The organism is Mesorhizobium sp. WSM4816 (genome assembly GCF_055811535.1).
In genome coordinates this window covers 113213-135060 of sequence record NZ_JBVVQR010000007.1, presented here as the reverse complement: position 1 = coordinate 135060, position 21848 = coordinate 113213, and the positions used below count along the sequence as shown (strand labels likewise).

The window sequence follows — 21848 nt, the reverse complement described above, 5'->3', positions numbered from 1 at the left end:
CTCACCTTCTGAGATACAGCCATAGTGTCGTCGGCGCCAGGATCGCGGTCAGCGCCACCGGCGCGATCAGGGCGAGGACGACCTGACTGAGTGTCGCCCCGCCACCCATCAACCCGCGCAGCGCCGTCGTCATCAGCGACACCGGATTGACTTCGACGAAGGCCCGCAGCCAGTCCGGCATGGTCCCGGGGTCGACCATGATGTTGGAGGCGAAGACGAGCGGGAACAGGAAGGTAAAGCCGAGCGTCATCACTGTGGTTGGCGTGCGGATCAGCAGGCCGAGCACGATGAATACCCAGCCCATGCCGAACCCTATGGCGATCAGCATGGCGAAGGCGGCAAGCACGCCGAGGATGCCCGCCTCCGGCCGGTAGCCGAGGATCAGCCCGATGATGAGAATGATCGAGCCGGCAATCAAATGGCGCAGGATGTCGCCCACCATCAGACCGGCGAACGGAGAGAGCGACCAGATCGGCAGCGATCGGAAGCGGTCAAACAAGCCCTTGCCGAGGTCGGTCGACAATCCCATGCCCGAATAGACTGCGTTGAACACCACGGTCTGAACCAGGATGCCGGGCAGGAAGAACTGCAGGTATTCGCCAGGCGAACCGGCGAGCGCACCGCCGAAGACGAAGGTGAACAGCAGCGTGAACATGATCGGAGTCATCACCAGGTCGAACAGCTGCTCCGGCACATGCTTGAATTTCAGCACCGCGCGCCATCCGAAGACCAGCGCGTTGGAAAGGGCTGATGGGGACCTCGGTCGGGCGACCCTTTGCAGCCGCTGCAGGGATGTTGTGTCGATCATGGCTTGTCGTCCTTCCGGCTTTCACCCAGGCTCGGCTGGCCCGTCAGCGCGAAGAAGACCTCCTCAAGGCTGGGTTGGCCCATGGAGAAATCCGACAGTTCGATGTCGGCAGCGACCAGATCGGCGAGCGCCTCGTTGGCGGCCTTCGCCGTGCCGGCAAGGACGGAGAGTTCGGCGCCCTCGGCACTGCGTTGGACAGGGTGCTCCAGCCGGCGTTCCAGGATCGACGCCGCCTGGTCCAGCCGCGCAACATCAGCGAGCGCGACATGGAGAAAACCGGAGCCGGTGGCCGCCTTCAATTCGCGGCTGGTGCCCTCGGCAATCTTCCTGCCGTGGTCGATGACGGCGATGCGTGCCGCGAGTTGATCGGCCTCTTCGAGATATTGCGTGGTGAGCAGGATGGTGACGCCGGCCTCGGCGAGGCCGCGGATCATGCCCCAGACATCCTTGCGGGCGTTCGGATCGAGGCCTGTGGTCGGCTCATCGAGGAACAGCACGCCCGGCGTGACGATCAGCGAGGCGGCTATGTCGAGCCGCCTTCGCATGCCACCGGAATAGTCCCTCACCTGCTTCGTCGCCGCGTCGGACAAGCCGAAAGCCGCGAGCAGGTCGTCCGCGCGGGCTTTCGCGGCGCGACCGCGAAAACCCCAGAGTCGGGCGAGCAGGACGAGGTTCTCCCGGCCCGTCAGGTCCTCGTCGAGCGAAGCGAACTGCCCGGTCATTGCGATTGCCGCACGGACCTCGTGCGGGGCCTGCACGAGATCGTGCCCCATCACGGTCGCGGAGCCGGCGTCGGGGCGCGACAGCGTCGCAAGCATCCGCATCAGAGTTGTCTTGCCGGCGCCGTTCGGACCCAGGATAGCGAAAATCATGCCGCGCGGCACATCGAGGTCGATACCATCGACGGCACGCAGCTTGCCGAAGGTTTTGACCAGGCCGCGGGCGGAAATGGCTGACTGGGCAAGGCCCGTGGCGGGCACACCCATAGGAGAAGTATCGTTCATGCAATCATCCGGCAGTCGCAAATGAAGGCCAACCTCGGCGCAATGGCTGCGTCGCCAGTTCCTCTGCAGGCGCATGAGCTTACCGTCTGGCTTATCCTCATGCCAGAGGCTCCGACCATCTGCCTGGCCGCCGAACTGTAGCGCCGGTCAGATCATCTATCGGCTACGCCCTTGGGGTTTTCTCACTCGATCACGGCACAGGCCTGACGTTTTCCGGCATCACCGGCAGGCTGGCTTTTGTAGTTGTCCTGCCCACCGTGGATCATCAATGCCTTGCCTCGTATCGCCGCTTCCCCACCATCCAGCTTGACCATGCTGTTGAAAACCTGAGCACGCAAAACCCCGTCGGCGCCGACCCGCTGATTTGGCATATCGCCCGCGTGCGGGCCTTTTCCGGCGAGATATCCATGTTCGGCTTTCGTCGGATTGAAGTGCCCACCGGCCGAGTCATGGCCGGTCTGATGATCGCACTTTCCGGTCTCATGAACATGGAACGCAACCGATTCGCCCGCCGGCAGTCCCGTCACCTCCAACTCTATCAGCACACCCTGCGCCGTCTCGGTCAGCGTGGCCGTTCCGTTCTTCTCGCCGGCCATGTTGACGAATTCGGCTTTCGCGGTCGCGGCGTCCTGAGCCGCTGCAGGCATCGCGACCGCCAGCGCCAACCCTGCTGTTGCAACCAATTTTCTCATCGACTCGGCCTCCGGTTGCCCAAGGCATCCAAACAACAACGGCGCCTATTCGTTCCATTTGGGAATTGAGTTTTTGTCTCCGGCACGGTCGATGTGCCTCTGTTACACCAATTCGAAGAGTTGCGCGGTTTGCCAGCCCGCCAGCAGTATGATGAGAGTGCCAACGAGCCTGAGAAGCGTCTTTTCTGCGATCGACTTCACCATCAATCCGGCCATCGGCGCTGCGATCACCCCGCCAAGGACCAAGCCGGCAACGGCGATCAGATTTTCTGCCAGCGCTCCTGCCTCCGCCCAATGGCCGGTCAATAACGCAAACAGGAAGGTCAGGGACACCGACAGCGTGGTAAGGAACTCGGTGGCATTTACCGTGCCAATCACGTAGCGGGGCGTCCCGCCAAAACCGAGAAGGCCCGTCGTCACGATGGGTCCCCATCCGCCACCCCCTGCCGCATCGAGAAATCCACCACCAAGCCCAAGCGGAGGCACCGCGGCTGCAGGGACCGGCTTGCTTGGTATCCGTCGGAAGGAACGGAACAGGAGCCAGGCTCCGACGAGCGCAAGATATGTGGTCACATAAGGCTTCATGATGGCCCCCTCAAACGAGGTGAGCACAAAAGCGCCGAGAACGCCGCCGAGCACGCCAAACGGCATCAGCCGCCAGAAAAGCTTCCAGTCGATATTGCGGTGATAGAGGTGAGCCGAACCCGAGGCCGCCGTGGTAAACAGCTCGGCCGCGTGAACTGAAGCCGAAGCATGTGCAGGAGACACGCCGAACCCCAGTAGTGTTGTCGAGCAAATCACGCCGTAGGCCATGCCGAGAGCGCCGTCCACAGCCTGAGCTAAAAACCCTACGATCGCAAAAAGAAGGAATTCTTGCATTTGGCTCTCCAACAAGGCGCGGATGTACTCGATAAAAGAGAAACCCGCCGCCTACAACGCATGCAATCTTCATGCTTCCACAACTCACCAAACGCCTGGCATCGATAATGGGACGACGAACGGGAAACTGTCCACCCGATCGACGCTTTTCTCCGCACCCGATCGAATGGACTGCGCCCCACCTCCTCTGGAGGTTTCACGGGTCGGCCGCAGACTTGCAACTCCACCCCATGAGGCCGGTTGGCGCATGACAGAAAGCCAACCCGCTTGCCTCGGCCAGCCTCGATTATTGGATCGACCTGCAAAGCTTCATCGGGGACGCGATGTCTTTGCTGCAGGTTCGGAGGGGTCGACGCCGGGGGTAAGCGCACCTTTCGCGAGTGATACGGCCTTCCACGTCTTTAGGCCTCGAATCGAACTCGTGGCACGTAGCGGTACTTATTCGCGACCAGGCGCGGCTCTCGACTGACGTGATGGCTTTGTGTCGCGCTTTGGCGTCAGTTCCGCCCCGGTTTGGTCGTTCAATCGTTTCTTGAGGATGTCAATGAGGCTGACGGTGACCGCAATCACCGCAGGGCCGAGGACGAGCCCGGATGCTCCGAAGAGGACGATACCACCGACAGCACCGACAAAGGCGATCACCGTGTGGAGCCGCAACCGATTCCCGACAAGTATTGGATAGAGCAGATTGTCGATGCCGGCGACGACCACGCCGCCCCAGACGGTCAGGATCGCTGCGCTCGCCCAAGCCCCTTCCAGGGCGAGATAGATCGCTGCCGGCACCCAGATCAGGAATGCGCCAAGCACCGGCACGATGGCAAGAAGTCCCATTGCCAAGCCCCAGAAGACCGGAGTGGGCAGGCCGAGCCACCAGAATATCAGGCCGCCCAGCGTTCCCTGCACAGCGGCGACAAGCACGGTGCCTATCAGGATCGCATGGACCGTCTCGGCAAGGCGGGACAGCGTGTATGCCGTCTCCGCGGTACGCAGGGGCGAGAGACGCTCGATCCCGCGCAGGGCGGATTCACGGTCCCGCAGAAAATAGAACAGCAGATAGAATGTCAGCACGAACATCACGGCCTGATTGATCGAGCCGCGCAACAGCGATGTGCTTTGTGCCGTCAGCCATTGAACAAATGCGGCGACCGTGCCGGCCGGATCGATTTGGTTCTCGATCCACTGGGCAACCGCCGAAAGCCTGGGATAGCCCGACATGAAGGCATCTGTGTTCCAGCCCCGGATGACCTCCTCCATATAGGTGGCGCCGTTTACCGTCTCGCGTACAAGCTGCTGGGCCACGAAGATGAGCGGCAGGCCGACCGCCACCGCCGCGATGCTGACAGACATCAGTGCAGCTAGGTTCTTGTTCCTGAGCCTTTCCTCGACCTGTCGATGAGCCGGATACAGGATGATTGCCAACACCACCGCCCAGGTCAGTGCGGGCAAAAAAGGCAACGCCAGGAGATAACAGACATACAGGCCGATCGCCGTCGCGGCGACGATGCCGAGCAATCTCATTTGCTTCATATCGGGCATCTGTTTCAGGTCGGGCATCTCTCGCCGCCTCGCAAACCAAGCGAGACTAGTGGATTTTCTGACAAAATGGCAGCTTCCGTCGTCGCACCCCCTACTGCCAAGCCGCTGTCGAGCGTGACGAAAATGGCCATTTCTCGGTCATTGGGCTGGCTAGGCCGGTTGGGCGCCCGTCCGCGCTGCCAGCACCACGACGGCCTGCCGGTCGTGGATGCTCTGACCTACGGCGGTTCTACATCTCGCTCGCGGCAGCGCAGCTTCACAGGGCCAAAAGAAAAAAAGGCCGGACTGTTAAAGTCCGGCCAGGCATGAAGGTTCAAAACCTCCAGAGGGGAACGCGCCGGACGCAATGGGAGGAAAACATCCGACGCAATGCTCATATGGGTCGGCACGGATGACGTTTCAACGACATGGGGTGGGCCACATCAGCCGCTCCATAGAGCCACCCGGGCTCATGGGTGCCGCCACAAGAGGAGCCCTGGCGTTCCTAATCGATGTCGAAGGACACGCCTTGGGCCAGCGGCAGCGCCTTGGAAAAGTTCACCGTGTTGGTGGCGCGCCGCATGTAAGCCTTCCAGGCGTCGGAACCGCTCTCGCGGCCGCCGCCGGTCTCCTTCTCGCCGCCGAAGGCGCCGCCGATCTCGGCCCCCGACGTGCCTATGTTGACGTTGGCGATGCCGCAGTCGGACCCGTCGACGCCGAGGAAGCGCTCGGATTCCTGCAGGTCGCGGGTGAAGATCGACGACGACAGCCCCGCTCCGACCGCATTGTGCTCGTCGAGCACGGCGTCGAAGTCCGAGTATTTCATCACGTAGAGGATCGGCGCGAAGGTCTCTTCCGTCACCGGCGAGACCTGCTCGGGCATCTCGACCAGCGCCGGACGAACGTAATAGGCGTCGGGATGGCCATTCTCGACCCGCGCGCCGCCGGTGACCTTGCCGCCGTGAACGGCGGCTTCCTTCAACGCATGCTGCATGCTGTCGAAGGCTGCCATGTCGATCAACGGTCCGACCAGCGCTGATGTCTCCAGCGGATTGCCGACAGAGACGCTTTCATAGGCCTTTTTCAGGCGCGGAACGAGTTGGTCGTAGACGCTCTCATGCACGAACAGGCGCCTGAGCGTCGTGCAGCGCTGGCCGGCGGTGCCCATGGCGCCGAAGGCGACGGCGCGCAAGGCCATGTCGAGATCGGCCGTCGGGCAGACGATGCCGGCATTGTTGCCGCCGAGCTCCAGCACGGCGCGGGCAAAGCGCTTCGCCAGCCGTGGACCGACATCCCTGCCCATGCGGGTCGAGCCGGTGGCCGAGACCAGCGGCACATCAGGATGATCGACCAGAATTTCGCCGACGGCGCGATCGCCGATCAGCACCGAAATCAAGCCTTCCGGAGCGTCGCCGAAACGTTCTGCCGCACGCTTGAAGATCGCCTCGCAGGCGAGCGCCGTCAGCGGTGTCTTTTCCGACGGCTTCCAAACCACCGCGTCGCCGCAGACCAGCGCCAGCGCGGCGTTCCACGACCACACCGCGACCGGGAAGTTGAAGGCCGAAATCACGCCGACGACGCCCAGCGGGTGCCAGGTTTCCATCATGCGATGACCCGGGCGCTCGGTGGCGATGGTCAGGCCGTACAATTGCCGGGAGAGGCCGACGGCGAAATCGCAGATGTCGATCATCTCCTGCACTTCGCCGAGCCCTTCGGACGGGATCTTGCCGACCTCGATCGACACCAGCCGGCCAAGCTCTGCCTTGTGCGCGCGCAGTTCCTCGCCTAGCAGCCGCACCAATTCGCCGCGCTTCGGCGCCGGCACCAGCCGCCATGCCTGGAAGGCTTTATGCGCCCTGTCGATGGTCTCTGCCGCACCGGCCGGTGAGATCGTCTTCAGCGCGGCGATCTGCTCACCTGTCACCGGGCTGCGCACGATGAGATCGCCGCCTGAAAGCGCAGCCTCGGCAACGCCCAGTTTCGCCAGCAGCCCGGCTGTTTCCTTCGCAATCGTCATTTTCTTTCCCTTTCAGACCCGTCGCTCAACTATGCATGTCGCCCAAAAGCATGCCCTCGGGCCTGACCCCAAAGTGCGCAGCGGTTTTGGGACATGCACCCTTGCACCATGCCGTCCCTGCACCGATCGGCACATCAGGCGCTGTCATGGCGTGGCATTACTCGTTTCAGGGAAAAATCGCCACCCCGGCATGGTCTAAGCCAAAGGCAGACCGTTGAACCAGCGAGTCGTCTCAGCGCGCTGCCTGCGCGCCCCGCACGGCGCCTTCCTTCATCAGGCGGTCGATGTGCATGCGGATATGGGCGGCCTCGGCGGCCGTATTGGCAAGCGCAATGGCGCGGTCGAAGGCGATGCGGGCCTCCTCACCACGACCGAGCTGCATCAGCAGGCCACCCCTAAGGCCGAAGAAGTGGAAATAGCCGGAAAGCCTTTGTTCCAACGGCTCGATCATGGCAAGTGCGGCTTCCGGCCCGCGCACCTTGGCGACCGCGACGGCGCGATTGAGCGTCACCACCGGCGACGGCTGCATCTGCTCGAGCAGGCTGTAGAGCAGCTCGATCTCGTTCCAGTCCGTGTCCTCGGGCCTTTCCGCGCGCGCATGCAGGGCGGCGATCGCCGCCTGCACCTGGTAGGGACCGGGCTTGTGGTGGCGCAGCGCTTTGTCGACCAGCGCCAGCCCCTCGTCGATCATCTTGCGGCTCCACAGGCTGCGGTCCTGGTCTTCGAGCAGCACGATTTCGCCGTTCTCGTCGAAACGCGCCGGCGCACGCGCATGCTGAAGCAGCAAGAGCGCCGTCAGGCCCATGATCTCCGGCTCGGTCTGGAACAGCCTGAGCAGCAGCCGGGCCAGCCGGATCGCCTCTTCGCAGAGCGGCGCGCGCGCCGGCGCCTCGCCGCTGTTGGTCGAATAGCCTTCGTTGAAGATCAGGTAGACCATGGCGGCAACCGCGGCGAGCCGTTCGGAGCGCTCGACCGCGCCGGGCGTCTCGAACGGCACGCCGGCATCGGCGATGCGCGCCTTGGCACGGGTGATGCGCTGCTCCATGGCGCTTTCGCCGACGAGAAAGGCGCGGGCGATCTGCTTGACGCTCAGGCCTGAAACGATGCGCAACGCCACGGCGATCTGCTGCGTCGCCGGCAGGTCGGGATGACAGCAGATGAACAGCAGCCGCAATATGTCGTCGCGGTAGTGCGCGCCGTCAAGCCGTTCGGCGATATCGGTTTCGGCATCTTCCAGATCGGAGATCTGGTGCTCTTCCGGCAGCGGCGCCTGCTTGGCACGCTTGCGCACCGCGTCGATGCCGCTGTTGCGGCCAACGAAGATCAGCCAGGCCGCCGGGTCGCGCGGCGGGCCGTTTGTCGGCCAGTTCTTCAGAGCGCGCAGGCAAGCGTCCTGGAAAGCTTCCTCCGCCGCGTCGAGATCGCGGAAGTAGCGCAGCAGCGCGCCCATCGCCTGTGGGCGGGCGGTGCTGATCGCTGTGCTGATCCAGGTAAGGTCGGTCATGCTGAAACCTTGGCGGGATTGAAGAGCGAAACCGGCCGTATCTCGTAGGAGCCGCCGCTCGGGTTGACCTCGGAAAGCTCGCGCGCAAAGTCGACGGCCTCGTCGAGATCGGCGCATTCGAGCGTGTAGAAGCCGAGGAACTGTTCCTTGGTCTCGGCAAACGGGCCATCGATGACGACCGATTCGCCTTTGACCTTTCTCAGCGTTGTCGCAGCGGTCGTCGGCAGCAGCCGCGCCACCGGGCCAAGCCGGCCGGCCTGAGCGTATTTTTCCTGCACGCCCAGGAGTTTTTCCATGACGGCATCGTCCTGATCCTTGCTCCACGAGCAGACGACGTCTTCGGAGGCATAGCAGAGGATTGCGTAGAGCATGGGTGCGTCCTTTTCTCTGTCAAAGGACGAAACAGTAGGACCGATCCCGACACAACGTCGATAAAAAAATCACGTGCTGCGAGCACAATGAAGGCCTGTGGCTGCTCTGTTCGGTTCAGCTTTCCTGCACCTTCAGCCATCTCAGAACGACGGCTTCTTCGTCATCAAGGCCGGCTATCGATCGCTTCCGCTTGTTCGCATCCGCCATTTCGCTGAGCAGCCGACCTTCGGACCAGGCTTCGAAAACCTGTGGGTGGATGTAACAGCTGCGGCAGATGGCTCGCGTGTTGCCCAGCCGCTCGGCCACCTTGTCGATGACGCCGTTCATCACCCGCTTCTGTTGTGCCTGGCTTTCGGGTCGTTCGGTTTGCGCAAACAACGACGCCGCATGGATGGTGCCGCCCCAGGTTCGGAAATGCTTCGAGCTGACATCTGCCCCTGCCGTCTCCCTGATATAGCGGTTGACGTCGTCGGAGCGGATTGGTCGCCTGCTTCCGTCCTCGTCGAGATACTGGAACAGCTTCTGGCCCGGCAGATCCTGCGCCCCGCGCACAATCCTGGCGATCCGGCGATCGACGAGCTTCAGCTTCCATTCCTTGCCGGACTTGCCCTTGAAAGCGAAACGCAGGCTCGAGCCTTTGATGTCGACATGGCGGTCGCGCAGCGTGGTCAGCCCAAAGCTGTTGTTGTCGCGGGCGTAGGCGGCATTGCCGACGCGAATCATCGTGTTGTCGAGCAGCCAGACCACAGCGGCGACAACGCGTTCCAAGGGCAGGCCGTGACGGCGCAGGTCGGCGTCGATCTGGCGTCGCAGCTCAGGCAGACTCTCTGCAAAGGCAACCAGGCTCGAATATTTGACGCCGTCGCGCTCCTCGGCCCATTGCGGATGATAGCGATACTGCTTGCGTCCGCGCTGGTCTCGGCCGGTCGCCTGGATGTGACCGTCAGCAACGGGCGAAATCCACACATCCGTCCACGCCGGTGGGATGGCGAGCGCCTTGATGCGGGCCATGGTGTTCTCGTCGACGCCCTGCCCGTCAGGTCCTTTGTATGAAAATCCCCTGCCGGTCCTGAAACGGCGGATACCGGGCTCGGTATCGGTGACATAGGTGAGCGAGGCTCGATCGGCCGAGGCCTCTCCGCCATTCTTCGGCGCCCCGTTCTTTGGTGCACCCTCCTTGGCAGCCGACCGGCCAGTCGACGATCCGGATTTGTCCAGCATGTCCTCTCCACGAGAAATTTTCCCGTAGATAAGCGCAGCAACGGCTGCTGGTTCCGCGTGTGGCTTCAGAATGATGTCAGCGCACCGCATGTGCGTTCGACGGGCCGTCTCTGTCTACCTTCGGCGCCTACAAATCGATCGCGGCCTCGCTTGCCGTCATGCCTTTTCCAGCACGACCGGAATGACGTCGACCGCCTGCTCGCCGACCTGTCCGCCCGTCGTCTTCAGGACGCCGACGATCGGCGCTACATCCGAATAGTCGCGGCCGTGGCCAACGGTGATGTGGTCGTTGCTTGCCCGCATGCCGTTGGTTGGATCGAATTCCTGCCATCCGGTGTCGCGCCCGCACCACACGTTGACCCAGGCATGCATGGCGTCGGCCCCTTCCAATCGCGGTTTTCCGGGCGGCGGAATGGTGCGCAGGAAGCCGCTGACATAGCCGGCGGGGATACCGAGGCCGCGCAGGCCGGCGATCATGATGTGCGAAAAATCCTGGCAGACGCCACGCTTCAGGCTGAAAGCATCGCTCGCCCGGGTCTGCACCGTGGTCGCCTCGCCATCGTAGGTGAAATCGCGATGAATGCGGTTGCACAGGTCCATGGCGGTACCGACGACAGAACTGCCGGCACTGCTCCGCGCATATCCCGTTATATCAGCATCGACGCCGACATGGTCGCTGGCGGCCAGAAAGTGATGCGGTGTATCAGGCGACAGCGACCGCACCGCTTCGAGTTGCTCCCGCAGCCGGCTAATGCCGGGCGACACGTCAAGCCCGGGTTCCGGCCGCGAGACGGCGACGCGCGCGCTCATCCTGATGTCGAGCGTATCATGGGCATCGCGAAAGGCGATCGACGTGACATTGTTGCCGAAGAAATCGGAAAAGTCGGAGCGTTCGCTCGGCGCCGGCGCGAAAGACAGCGAAGCGGCGATCACGCGCTGCACGCCCGATATCGTCGGCGGTAGCACGCGCACCTGATGGCGGCCGCCGCCGGCTGCAGCATCATAGTCGTAACGCAGATTGAGCCTGATGTCGTAGTGCATGCCAGCCTCCGGGTCCCGTCCTTAGCCGAAATAGGCCTTACCCGAAATAAGCCTGGGCGAGGCGGTTATAGAGGCCGCCGATCTCGGTGGCGAGATCGTCCAGGGCCTTGGCCGTCATGTCCGCGGGCTCCTTGATGGCGATTGCCGTATTGAGCTGCAGTATCTCTTTCGCCGCCGGCGACATATGCCCCTCGCCGCCGACAGCAGGCAACAGCGCAATTTCGGCCTTCAGCCGCTCGAGCTGGAACAGGATGGAGCGCGGGTTGAGCGGATCGAGCACCAGGAGGTCGATCACCGTGCGCCTGCCGGCCTGCACCGGATACTGCCGTCGGTGGGTCATCACGCTGTCGCCGATCTCCAGCATCATGTCGAGCGCGCCTTCGGGCGCCGCAGCCCCGGTCAGCCGGGCCAGCGTGCGGGCGATCTGGATGCCGCGTTCCAATCGCCGGCCGATCTCCAAGAAGCGCCAGCCGGTGAAGCGATACATATTCTCATGCAGCAGGCCGGAAAACCCGGCGAGCTTGCGCAGGATGACCGTCATCGCCCGCGTCGCATCATCGCCCGGCGCCACCGTTGTCGCGAATTGATGGATGGTCTTCGACAGATCCTTCAGTGCCAGCCAGCCGTCGGGCGAGAAGCGGTCGCGGATCTGTCCGGCGCTGTAGACGGCGCTGTCCAGCGTGCCGATCAGTCCTGGCGGGATCGCCGCCGCGACGTCGATGCCGAACGGTTCGAGATGGTCTCTGATATCGGCAAGCAGCGGCATGTCCGGGTCGGAGGCTTCGGCCAGCCGCACGTGATAGGCGCGCAGGATGCGCACCGTGCCTTCCGATCGCTCGATGTAGCGGCCGAGCCATGTCAGGTTCTCCGCTGCGCGGCTGGGCAGGCTGCCTGGCGAGGTGCGGATGAAGCTGTCGTGCTCCTGGGGCAGCAGCGTCTCGCGCTCCACCGGCCTGTCGCTGACCACCCATACATCCGCAGCCTGGCCGCCGCGCTGCATGGCGATTGCGGTCGGGTCGAGCGAAAAGCCGACGCGGGCAAAACCACCGGGCATCACCGTCCAGCCTTCTGGCGTTCGCGCCAGATAGACGCGCAGCGCTGCCGGCCGCGGCTCCAGCCAGCCGCCGACATAGACCGGCGTGGTCGAAAGCGTCACCGCTTCCTGTCCGACGAAGGCGCCGCCGTCCCGTTCGATCCGGGCTATCAGTTCGGCCCTTTCCCCGGCAACCAGCGCCGAGCCCAGCCTGGTGCGATCGTCATCCTCGAAGGCAAGCCGCGTCGACAGCGCTGGACCGATCACCATGCGGTCGAGGTTGGCCAGCACATGGTCACGGTCCGCGTCCCGCCCGCACCACCATGTCGCGACGCTCGGCAAGAGAAGCTCCTCGCTCCGTAATTCGCGCGAAATTTTTGGCAGGAAGGCGAACAGCGCCCGCGTTTCCATCAGCCCGGAGCCGAGCGCGTTGACGGCTGAGACGGCTCCCCGGCGGATCGCCTCGACCAGCCCTGGCGTGCCGATCTGCGATTCCGGCCGCAACTCCAGCGGATCGGCGAAGGCGGCGTCGAGCCGCCGCCACAGCACGCTGACCGGCATCAGCCCGGAAACCGTGCGCACCATCAATCGACCGCCGGAGACGGTCAGATCCTCGCCTTCGAGCAGCATGATGCCGAGATAGCGGGCGATATAGGCATGCTCGTAATAGGTTTCGTTGAGTGGCCCCGGCGTCAGGATGGCGACACGACCGTCCGATCCCTTGGCCATGCCGTTAAGCGCGTCGCGAAAGCGACGGAAGAAGCCGGCAAGGCGGTGCACATGCATCTCGCCATAAACGTCGGACAGCGCACGGGTGGTGGCGACGCGGTTTTCCAGCGCAAAGCCGGCACCTGACGGCGCCTGGGTGCGGTCGCCCAGCACCCACCAGCGGCCATCCGGCCCACGGCCGAGTTCGAACGCGCAGAAATGCAGGAAATGGCCGCTGGCCGGTCTGGTGCCGACGACGGGGCGCAAATATTCCGGGCTGGCCGCGATCAGCCCCGCCGGCAGGATGCCTTTCTCGACCAGGCGGTTCGGCCCGTAGATATCGGCAATCGTTTCCTCGAACAGCTCGGCCCGCTGGACCAGGCCGGCACTGATCGCGGCCCATTCCTGCTCCTCTATCAGGAGAGGCACATGCGCCAGCGGCCATTCGCGCTCATTGGCGCCGGCCTGATCGTAGAGACGGTAATAGACGCCGGCGTCGCGCAGATACTGGTCGGCGCGGGCGAAGCGCTGGGTGAGCTTTTCAGGCCCCAGATCTTCCAGCGCCTCGATGAACTCCTTCCAGACCGGACGGGGATTGCCTGATGCATCGACCATCTCGTCGAGGACGCCGTCGATCGGCTGGTAGTGCTCCAGCAGGTTATGCGGCCTGCCGCGTATTTCCTGGTGATTCCCCTTTGCCATGGCTGATCAGAGTCTTGCAGGCCGCCGCAGGTCAAGGGTCATCGGGAAATCCTCAGAGGCTTGTTCGTCGCGCAGCACGTAGGCGGACGGCGTATGGCCGCGCGGCTCGAAGCGGGCGAGCCGCCGCGCCTCCGCTTCGTTGCCATTGACCGGGAAAGTGTCGTAGCTGCGCCCGCCGGGATGCGCGACATGGTAGACGCAGCCGCCGATGGCCCGGCCCGACCAGCGATCGTAGATGTCGAAGACCAGCGGCGTGTTGACCGGCAGTGCTGGATGCAGGCCAGATGACGGCTGCCAGGCCTTGAAGCGGACGCCGGCCACCGCGATCTCTCTGGTGTCGGTCACCTTCATCGGCACGATACGGCCGTTGCAGACGACCGCATGACGCTCCGGATTGAGCCCTTCGGTCTTCACCTGCAGCCGCTCGACCGAGGAATCGACGAAGCGCACGGTGCCGCCGATCGCGCCCTGCTCGCCCATGACATGCCACGGCTCCAGCGCCTGCCGCAGTTCCAGCTTGATGCCGGCATGCTGGACCTCGCCGCAGAACGGGAAGCGGAATTCAAGCTGCGCGTCGAACCATTCGGGACGGAACTCGAAGCCGTTCAGCTTGAGGTCGTCCAGCACGTCGAGAAAGTCAGCCCAGACATAGTGCGGCAGCATGAAACGGTCATGCAGCGACGTGCCCCAGCGCACGAAGCGGCCATCGAGCGGGTTCTTCCAGGCGCGGGCGATAATGGCGCGCACCAGCAATTGCTGCGCCAGGCTCATGCGCGCATTGGGCGGCATCTCGAAGCCGCGGAACTCGACCAGCCCCAGCCGGCCGGTCGGGCCGTCGGGCGAAAACAGCTTGTCGATGCAGATTTCCGAACGGTGGGTGTTCCCCGTCACGTCGGTCAACAGGTTACGGAACAGCCGGTCGACCAGCCACGGCAACGGGGCGCTGCCACTGTCCGGATGCGGCACCTGCGCCATGGCGATCTCAAGCTCGTACAGCGAATCGTGGCGCGCCTCGTCGAAACGCGGCGCCTGGCTGGTCGGGCCGATGAACAGGCCTGAGAACAGATAGGACAGCGACGGACGGCGCTGCCATTGCAGGACCAGGCTCTTCAGCAAATCGGGGCGGCGCAGGAACGGACTGTCGTTGGGTGTCGCGCCGCCGACGACGACATGGTTGCCGCCGCCGGTGCCGGTATGACGGCCGTCGATCATGAACTTGTCGGCGCCGAGCCGCGTCTGCCGCGCCTCCTCGTAGATCGCTGTGGTCGTCGCCACGCAGTCCTGCCAGTTTGCAGCCGGATGGATGTTCACCTCGATGACGCCGGGATCCGGAGCCACGCGGATGACGTTGAGGCGCGGATCGTGCGGCGGGCCATAGCCCTCGATATGCACCGGCAGGCCGATAACCTTTGCCGCATTCTCGGCCGCCGCGACCAGTTCGAGATAGTCCTCCAGCGCCTCGACCGGCGGCATGAACACACAAAGCCGTCCGTCGCGCGGCTCGACCGACAGCGCGGTGCGCACCGCGCCACCGATCTCGGTAATCTCCTGTTCGACACGGTCCTGCTGGCCGGTCGCTGCGGTGAAGGACGCCGCCTGCTGCCGGCGCGCCATTTCGTCAGCGCCTTCAAGTTCGGCCGGTGCAGCCTCCGGCAAAGGAGCGGCTTCAGGCAAAATAGCCTCGCGCGCCGGCAATGGTCCGCGCGGCAGCGAAGGATCGACCGGCACGATGTAGGGGAACTGCGCCGACGGCACATGGGGAAGCGTGCCGAGCGGCAGGCGGTAGCCGACCGGTGAATCGCCCGGCACCAGGAACAGCCTGCCGCGCCGCGTTTTCCATCTCTCCGAACGCCAGCGCGGTCCGGACGCCTGGCTGTTCCAGCGCTGGACAGGCAGTACATAGCCCGACGGCTTGGTCAGGCCGCGTTCGAACACCCGCGCCATGCGGCTGCGCTCCTCGGGGTCGTCCAGCTTCGAATTCGACGGATCGACATTCTCCGGCAACTTGCCTTCCTTGAGCAGCCACTCAGCCGGGTCCTCATAGGCTTCGCTGACCATTGACTTGTCGATGCCGAGTTCATCGGCAATCGCCGTCAGCAGGCTTTCAGCCTGCTTCGGCCCAACATCTGCTTCGCCTGCTTCAAATGCTTCGCTGTTCTCCCGCGCGATCAGCGACGGGTCGCTCCACACCGGCTCGCCGTCGGCGCGCCAGTACAGCGAAAAGGTCCAGCGCGGCAGGCTTTCGCCCGGATACCACTTGCCCTGCCCGTAGTGCAGGAAGCCGCCGGGCGCGAAACGCTCACGCAGCCGGCGGATCAGCGCATCGGCCTTTTCGCGTTTTGTCGGGCCGACGGCGGCGGTGTTCCACTCCTCCGCCTCGAAATCATCGATCGACACGAAGGTCGGCTCGCCACCCATGGTCAGCCGCACGTCCCCGGCTTCGAGTGCGGCGTCGACCTGCCTGCCCAATGCGTCAAGCGCCTGCCAGCTTTCGTCGGAGAATGGCTTGGTGATGCGGGGGTGCTCGGCGATGCGGTCGACCCGCATGTCGAAGCCGAACTCGACATTGGCGAAGCTCGCCATGCCGGAAATAGGCGCGGCGTTGCGGAAATGCGGCGTGGCCGCCAACGGCACATGGCTTTCGCCGGTGAGCAGGCCGGAGGTCGGGTCGAAGCCGATCCAGCCGGCGCCCGGCAGATAGACCTCGCACCAGGCATGGAGATCGGTGAAGTCGACGGCGGTGCCAGGCGGTCCGTCAAGCGCGACGAGGTCGGGCTTCAGCTGGATCAGGTAGCCGGAAACGAAGCGCGCGGCGATGCCGAGGTTCCTCAGGATCTGCACCAGCAGCCAGCTCGTATCGCGGCACGAGCCTTTCTTTGCGGCCAGCGTTTCCTCCGGCGAAAAAACGCCGGTTTCCATGCGCACGATATAGGCGACCTCGCGCTGCAGGCGGGCATTGAGGTCGACGACGAAATTGACGGTATTGGTTGGGTGGCGATCGATGGTTTGCAGGAACGCCGACAGCAGCGGTCCAGCCGGTTCCGGCGTCCGGTAGATAGCGAGATCGGCGCTGATCTCTTCCGGGTATTCGAACGGCAAGGTCTCGGCCGCCGGCTCGACGAAAAAATCGAATGGGTTGTAGACCGTCATGTCGGCGACGAGGTCGACCTCGATCTTCAGTTCCGCCACCGGTTCCGGAAACACGAATCGCGCCAGGAAATTGCCGTAGGGATCCTGCTGCAGATTGACGAAGTGGCTCGCCGGCCCGACCTTCAACGAATGGCTGAGCACCTTGGTGCGGGAATGCGGCGCCGGCTGCAGCCTGATGACCTGCGGGCCGAGGACGACCGGCCGGTCATATTTGTAATGGGTCAGGTGGTAGACGGCTGCCAGAATTGCCATGGGACCCCGAAAGTGGGCGTTTCAAACGAACTCGCCGAACCCTGACACAAATGCTGGCCATTCTCCAAGCAGAGATGTTGCGGTGCATCTAATTTAAGCAGCGTTGCCGGCCCAGGGGCCGGCTCAGAAAAACGCCTGCAACCCGGTCTGCGCCCGTCCGAGGATTAGCGCATGCACGTCATGCGTGCCCTCATAGGTGTTGACCGTTTCCAGGTTCTGCGCATGGCGCATGACGTGGTAGCCGATCTGGATGCCGTTGCCGCCATGCATGTCGCGGGCCTGGCGGGCGATGTCGAGCGCCTTGCCGCAATTGTTGCGCTTGACGATCGAGATCATCTCGGGCGCCATCTTGCCCTCATCCATCAGCCGCCCGACCCGCAAGCTGCCCTGCAGCCCCAGCGCGATCTCGGTTTGCATGTCGGCGAGCTTCTTCTGGAACAGTTGCGTGCCGGCCAGCGGCTTGCCGAACTGCTTGCGGTCAAGGCCATATTGGCGGGCCCGGTGCCAGCAATCTTCCGCCGCGCCCATCGCCCCCCAGGAAATGCCGTAGCGCGCCCGGTTGAGGCAGCCGAACGGCCCCTTCAGGCCCGACACGTCAGGCAGCAGCGCGTCCTCGCCGACCTCGACGCCTTCCATCACCACTTCGCCGGTGATCGACGCGCGGAGACTGAGTTTGCCGTCGATCTTTGGCGCCGACAGCCCCTTCATGCCTTTTTCCAGCACGAAGCCGCGAATCTCGTTGTCCTGCGCGCGCCCACTCTTGTCGGACAACTTTGCCCAGACGACGAACACGTCGGCGATCGGCGCGTTGGAGATCCACATTTTCGAGCCCGAGATCCTGTAGCCGTTCGCCGTCTTCTCGGCCCGCGTCTTCATGCCGCCCGGATCGGAACCGGCATCCGGCTCGGTCAGCCCGAAGCAGCCGATCCATTCGCCTGACGCCAGCTTCGGCAGATATTTTTTGCGCTGCGCCTCCGAGCCATAGGCATGGATCGGATACATCACCAGCGACGACTGCACGCTCATCATCGAGCGATAGCCAGAATCGATGCGCTCGACTTCGCGCGCCACCAGGCCGTAGGTGACGTAGTTGGCGCCGAGCCCGCCATATTCTTCCGGAATGGTGATGCCGAGCAGACCCGCTTCGCCCATCTCGCGAAAGATTCCGGCATCGGTCTTTTCCTCGAGATAGGCTTCCTCGATCCTGGGGGCGAGCTTGTCGGCGGCGAATGCCGCTGAGCCATCGCGCACCATCCGCTCGTCTTCCGACAGCTGATCCTCGATCAGGAAAGGATCATCCCAGACGAATGCGTTCTTGTCGGCGGCCATGGCCTCGGTCTCCCAACTCTTGCGTGTCGCCCAAAAGCTTGCCCTCGGGCCTGACCCGAAGGTGTCCGGCGGTTTGGGATAACGACATGCATAAACAACAACATGAATTAGGCGGCTTATCGGCTTCCAGCTCGAAAAAATCAAACGAAATTGCTTCGGCGATCAATGAGCGTTAGTAATGGATAATGAACGTACAGCGCCGCCTTCTGCCTGGTATCAGCGCCCTTGCCGCCTTCGAGGCGGTGGCCCGGTTGGGCAGCTTCACCGCCGCCGCGCAGGAGCTCGATCTGACACAGGGCGCCGTCAGCCGGCAGATCAAGCTTTTGGAGGATCAGTTTGGCCGCCAGCTGTTCGAACGCGACAGCCGCAATGTCAGACTGTCGACGGCCGGCGAGATCTATGCCGAAGCGGTGCGCGCCGCCTTAGGTCAATTGCGCGACGCAGCGCTTGGATTGATGAGCAATCGGCATAGTGGCATCTTGAACCTTGCGATCCTGCCGACCTTCGGCACGCGCTGGCTGATGCCGCTCATCCCGGATTTCGTTGAAAACAACCCCGACATCACCATCAATTTCGTCACTCGCATCGGCCGCTTCGACTTCGCCCGCGAACGGCTCGATGCTGCCATCCATTTCGGCCTGCCCGACTGGCCGGATGCCGACTCGACGCTGCTGGTGCGCGAGACGGTGGTGCCAGTCGTCTCGCCCGAATTTCTGGCCGGCCGCGCCATTGCCACGCCTGCTGATATCGGCCGTCTGCCGCTGTTGCACATGGCAACGCGGCCCGGCGCATGGACCGAGTGGTTCGAGCATCAGGGTTTGAGCGCACCGACCGGACCGGGCATGCAGTTCGAGCAGTTCGGCACTGCCGCCCAGGCCTGTATGGCCGGGCTCGGCGTGGCGCTGCTGCCGCAGGTGCTCATCTCAGGCGAATTGCAGCGCGGCCAGTTGGTGCCGGCACCGGGTCGGCCGATGCAAAGCCGCAGCGCCTATTATCTCGTCGTGCCGCACGACAAGTTCGGCCATCCGCCGGTCGCCAGTTTTCGCGACTGGCTGCTGCGCCATGTGCCGCCGGAGAAGTAGCTACTTCCGCTTCAACGCATCGGCCAACGCGGCGCCGAATGCGCCTTGTTGCACCGGCCTTTCCGCCTGACGCAGCGGCGCCGGCGTGCGCGGCACCGGTCTGTTGCCGTTGTCGCGCGGCTTCGGTGTACCGCCGTCACCATCCCTGCGCATCGACAGGCCGATGCGCTTGCGCTTGATGTCGATGTCGACGACGCGCACCTTGACCACGTCGCCGGCTTTCACCACCTCATGCGCATCCTTGACGAAACGGTCGGCCAGTTGCGACACGTGCACAAGTCCATCCTGGTGCACGCCGATATCGACGAAGGCGCCGAACGCGGCGACATTGGTGACGGTGCCTTCCAGCAGCATGCCTGGCTTCAAATCCTTGATGTCGTCGACGCCGTCGGCGAAGGTCGCGGTCTTGAAGCCGGGGCGCGGATCGCGGCCGGGCTTTTCCAGTTCCGCCAGGATATCGCGCACCGTCGGCAGGCCGAACCGCTCATCGACGAAGACACGCGGATCGAGCGCCTTGAGAGCGGCACTGTCGCCCATCAGCGAGCGGAGGTCGCGTCCACAGGCCGCAACGATTTTTTTCGCCACGCCATAGGCTTCCGGATGCACGGCCGAGGCATCGAGCGGTTCGGTGCCGTTGGCAATGCGCAGGAAGCCGGCGCATTGCTCGAAGGCCCGGGGTCCAAGGCGCGAGACCTTCAACAGGTCACGTCGGCTGGCGAAGGGACCCGCCGCGTCACGGTGCGCAATGATCGCCTCGGCCAGCGATGCGCCAAGACCCGAAACCCGCGCCAAAAGCGGCGCCGAGGCGGTGTTGAGGTCGACGCCGACGGCATTGACCGCGTCCTCGACCACCGCTTCCAGCGAGCGGCCGAGCCGGTACTGGTCGACGTCGTGCTGATATTGGCCGACGCCAATCGACTTCGGCTCGATCTTGACCAGTTCGGCCAGCGGATCCTGCAGCCGCCGCGCGATCGACACCGCGCCGCGCAGCGACACGTCGAGGCCGGGGAATTCCGCCGCTGCCGTTGCCGAGGCGGAATAGACCGAGGCGCCCGCCTCGCTGACGATCACCTTGAGCGGCTTCGGCCCGGACTCGGCAGGCATGTCGGCCAGCATGTCGGCGACCAGCCTTTCCGTCTCGCGGCTGCCGGTGCCGTTGCCGATGGAAATCAACTCGACCTTGTGCAGGCGGATGAGCTTTGCCAGTTCGGCCTGCGTGCCGCGCACGTCATTCCTTGGCGGAAACGGATAGACCGTCGTCGTCGCCAGCAGCTTGCCGGTGCCGTCCACCACCGCCACCTTGACGCCGGTGCGGATGCCGGGGTCGAGCCCCATCGTGGCGCGCGAGCCGGCCGGGGCAGCGAGCAGCAAGTCGTTCAGATTGCGGGCGAAGACATGGATCGCCTCCTCCTCGGCCCGCTCGCGCAGATCCCGCATCAAATCGAGCGTCAGATGCAGCGACAGCTTTACGCGCCAGGTCCAGCCCGCCACCTCCATCAGCCAGCGGTCGCCCGGCAACTGGCGGCCGATGGCGTAGGCATCGGCGATCATCCGCTCGACCGGCTTCACCGGCGACGCGTCGTCGGCATCGACTTCGATATCAAGCGACAGCACCTCTTCATTGCGGCCGCGCAGCATCGCCAGGGCGCGATGGCTCGGCACATTGGCCCAGCGCTCGACATGGTCGAAATAGTCGGAGAATTTCGCGCCGGCTTCCTGCTTGCCGTCGACGACGCGCGACCGCATGAAGGCGCGTTCCTTCATGTAGCTCCGCAGCCTGCCGACCAGATCGGCATTCTCCGCGAACTGCTCGGACAGAATGTCGCGCGCGCCCTCGAGCGCCGCCTTGGCGTCGGCCACCTCTTCAGTGATGTAGGCCAGCGCCAGTTCGCTGGGCGCCGCGGCGCGATCGGCAAGGATGGCCTCGGCCAGCGGTCCCAGCCCGCGCTCGCGCGCGATCTCGGCCTTGGTCCGGCGCTTCGGCTTGTAGGGCAGATAGATGTCTTCGAGTTCCGCCTTGGTGGCGGCCGCCGCGATCTTGGTTTCAAGCTCTTCGGTCAGCTTGCCCTGCTCGCGGATCGAACCGAGAATGGTGTCGCGGCGCGCATCTAGCTCGCGCAGATAGGCTAGGCGCTCGGCCAGCAGGCGCAGCTGCGTGTCGTCCAGACCGCCGGTGACCTCCTTGCGGTAGCGCGCCACGAACGGCACCGTCGCGCCTTCGTCCAGCAGTCCGATCGCCGCCGCGGCCTGTTCGGGCCGGGCCGTGATCTCGGCTGCGATGATTGCTGCGATGCGCTCGGATGCCATGTCGTTCCTGCTGTCCTGTCGAAAAGAGCGGCGACCATAGGCGCAGAGCGTCGCCCCGCCAACCTCGCTCTTTTCGACCGATCAAGAGTTCCACAGGAAAGCACGTTGGAAATTCGCATGGCAGAATGCGCCCACGCCTGGATTTGCCCGTGCCCTTCAAGACGTGCGCGCTGCCCCTCATTGCCCTGCCGGGCATTTCTCCCCGTATAGTGACGGGGAGAAAGACGCCTTC

The 21848-nt window shown here is 64.1% G+C and carries 15 protein-coding genes; 1 reads left to right on the top strand and 14 read right to left on the bottom strand.

Going from position 1 to position 21848, the window contains the following annotated elements; all coding sequences use genetic code 11:
• Window position 1: 1 nt before the first annotated feature.
• The 13 genes from AC0L3H_RS11250 to AC0L3H_RS11190 form a co-directional block, all read right to left on the bottom strand.
• Window positions 2-808, bottom strand: a complete 807-nt coding sequence (locus tag AC0L3H_RS11250; RefSeq protein ID WP_473491030.1) for an ABC transporter permease — start codon at window positions 806-808, stop codon at window positions 2-4.
• Window positions 805-1812, bottom strand: a complete 1008-nt coding sequence (locus tag AC0L3H_RS11245; protein ID WP_473491031.1) for an ATP-binding cassette domain-containing protein — start codon at window positions 1810-1812, stop codon at window positions 805-807. Before AC0L3H_RS11245 ends, AC0L3H_RS11250 begins: the two co-directional genes overlap by 4 nt.
• A 182-nt stretch (window positions 1813-1994) precedes the next feature.
• A complete protein-coding gene (locus AC0L3H_RS11240; RefSeq protein WP_473491032.1) occupies window positions 1995-2504 on the bottom strand; it encodes a superoxide dismutase family protein in 510 nt (169 codons plus the stop codon).
• Between the two features lie 102 nt (window positions 2505-2606).
• Window positions 2607-3383 (bottom strand): sulfite exporter TauE/SafE family protein, encoded by a 777-nt coding sequence (locus AC0L3H_RS11235; RefSeq protein WP_473491033.1) that lies wholly within the window; start codon window positions 3381-3383, stop codon window positions 2607-2609.
• Between the two features lie 438 nt (window positions 3384-3821).
• Entirely contained in the window at window positions 3822-4937 is a 1116-nt protein-coding gene (locus AC0L3H_RS11230; RefSeq protein ID WP_473585488.1) for an AI-2E family transporter, read from the bottom strand.
• A gap of 466 nt (window positions 4938-5403) precedes the next feature.
• A complete protein-coding gene (gene amaB, locus AC0L3H_RS11225; RefSeq protein WP_473491036.1) occupies window positions 5404-6915 on the bottom strand; it encodes an L-piperidine-6-carboxylate dehydrogenase in 1512 nt (503 codons plus the stop codon).
• A 232-nt stretch (window positions 6916-7147) separates the two neighbouring features.
• A complete protein-coding gene (locus tag AC0L3H_RS11220; protein WP_091594781.1) occupies window positions 7148-8419 on the bottom strand; it encodes an RNA polymerase sigma factor in 1272 nt (423 codons plus the stop codon).
• Window positions 8416-8790: a YciI family protein gene (locus AC0L3H_RS11215; RefSeq protein ID WP_473508169.1), complete on the bottom strand. Its 375-nt coding sequence runs from the start codon at window positions 8788-8790 to the stop codon at window positions 8416-8418. The genes AC0L3H_RS11220 and AC0L3H_RS11215 overlap by 4 nt, the downstream gene beginning before the upstream one ends.
• A gap of 115 nt (window positions 8791-8905) precedes the next feature.
• Window positions 8906-10012 carry a DNA topoisomerase IB gene (locus AC0L3H_RS11210; RefSeq protein WP_473508168.1) on the bottom strand — a complete coding sequence of 369 codons (1107 nt, stop codon included), beginning with the start codon at window positions 10010-10012 and terminating at the stop codon, window positions 8906-8908.
• Window positions 10013-10168: 156 nt separating this feature from the next.
• Window positions 10169-11053 carry a transglutaminase family protein gene (locus AC0L3H_RS11205; RefSeq protein ID WP_473491038.1) on the bottom strand — a complete coding sequence of 295 codons (885 nt, stop codon included), beginning with the start codon at window positions 11051-11053 and terminating at the stop codon, window positions 10169-10171.
• Window positions 11054-11090: 37 nt separating this feature from the next.
• Window positions 11091-13496, bottom strand: a complete 2406-nt coding sequence (locus AC0L3H_RS11200; protein WP_473585487.1) for a circularly permuted type 2 ATP-grasp protein — start codon at window positions 13494-13496, stop codon at window positions 11091-11093.
• Window positions 13497-13502: 6 nt separating this feature from the next.
• The gene (locus tag AC0L3H_RS11195; protein WP_473585486.1) at window positions 13503-16898 is read right to left on the bottom strand and encodes a transglutaminase family protein; all 3396 of its coding nucleotides are present in this window, start codon (window positions 16896-16898) and stop codon (window positions 13503-13505) included.
• 123 nt (window positions 16899-17021) lie between these two features.
• Window positions 17022-18227 (bottom strand): acyl-CoA dehydrogenase, encoded by a 1206-nt coding sequence (locus AC0L3H_RS11190; RefSeq protein WP_473585485.1) that lies wholly within the window; start codon window positions 18225-18227, stop codon window positions 17022-17024.
• 185 nt (window positions 18228-18412) lie between these two features.
• Here AC0L3H_RS11190 and AC0L3H_RS11185 point away from each other — a divergent pair, with 185 nt between their 5' ends.
• Window positions 18413-19309 carry a LysR family transcriptional regulator gene (locus AC0L3H_RS11185; protein ID WP_473585484.1) on the top strand — a complete coding sequence of 299 codons (897 nt, stop codon included), beginning with the start codon at window positions 18413-18415 and terminating at the stop codon, window positions 19307-19309.
• Here the strand turns inward: AC0L3H_RS11185 and AC0L3H_RS11180 are convergent, their stop codons facing one another.
• The gene (locus AC0L3H_RS11180) at window positions 19310-21616 is read right to left on the bottom strand and encodes a Tex family protein (protein ID WP_473585483.1); all 2307 of its coding nucleotides are present in this window, start codon (window positions 21614-21616) and stop codon (window positions 19310-19312) included. It lies immediately after the preceding gene.
• Window positions 21617-21848: the final 232 nt, after the last annotated feature.

Bases quoted from the DNA above. Each gene is read 5' to 3' on its own strand.
- AC0L3H_RS11250 (WP_473491030.1), bottom strand. From the start codon at position 808: ATGATCGACACAACATCCCTGCAGCGGCTGCAAAGGGTCGCCCGACCG.
- AC0L3H_RS11245 (WP_473491031.1), bottom strand. From the start codon at position 1,812: ATGAACGATACTTCTCCTATGGGTGTGCCCGCCACGGGCCTTGCCCAG.
- AC0L3H_RS11240 (WP_473491032.1), bottom strand. From the start codon at position 2,504: ATGAGAAAATTGGTTGCAACAGCAGGGTTGGCGCTGGCGGTCGCGATG.
- AC0L3H_RS11235 (WP_473491033.1), bottom strand. From the start codon at position 3,383: ATGCAAGAATTCCTTCTTTTTGCGATCGTAGGGTTTTTAGCTCAGGCT.
- AC0L3H_RS11230 (WP_473585488.1), bottom strand. From the start codon at position 4,937: ATGCCCGACCTGAAACAGATGCCCGATATGAAGCAAATGAGATTGCTC.
- amaB (WP_473491036.1), bottom strand. From the start codon at position 6,915: ATGACGATTGCGAAGGAAACAGCCGGGCTGCTGGCGAAACTGGGCGTT.
- AC0L3H_RS11220 (WP_091594781.1), bottom strand. From the start codon at position 8,419: ATGACCGACCTTACCTGGATCAGCACAGCGATCAGCACCGCCCGCCCA.
- AC0L3H_RS11215 (WP_473508169.1), bottom strand. From the start codon at position 8,790: ATGCTCTACGCAATCCTCTGCTATGCCTCCGAAGACGTCGTCTGCTCG.
- AC0L3H_RS11210 (WP_473508168.1), bottom strand. From the start codon at position 10,012: ATGCTGGACAAATCCGGATCGTCGACTGGCCGGTCGGCTGCCAAGGAG.
- AC0L3H_RS11205 (WP_473491038.1), bottom strand. From the start codon at position 11,053: ATGCACTACGACATCAGGCTCAATCTGCGTTACGACTATGATGCTGCA.
- AC0L3H_RS11200 (WP_473585487.1), bottom strand. From the start codon at position 13,496: ATGGCAAAGGGGAATCACCAGGAAATACGCGGCAGGCCGCATAACCTG.
- AC0L3H_RS11195 (WP_473585486.1), bottom strand. From the start codon at position 16,898: ATGGCAATTCTGGCAGCCGTCTACCACCTGACCCATTACAAATATGAC.
- AC0L3H_RS11190 (WP_473585485.1), bottom strand. From the start codon at position 18,227: ATGGCCGCCGACAAGAACGCATTCGTCTGGGATGATCCTTTCCTGATC.
- AC0L3H_RS11185 (WP_473585484.1), top strand. From the start codon at position 18,413: ATGAACGTACAGCGCCGCCTTCTGCCTGGTATCAGCGCCCTTGCCGCC.
- AC0L3H_RS11180 (WP_473585483.1), bottom strand. From the start codon at position 21,616: ATGGCATCCGAGCGCATCGCAGCAATCATCGCAGCCGAGATCACGGCC.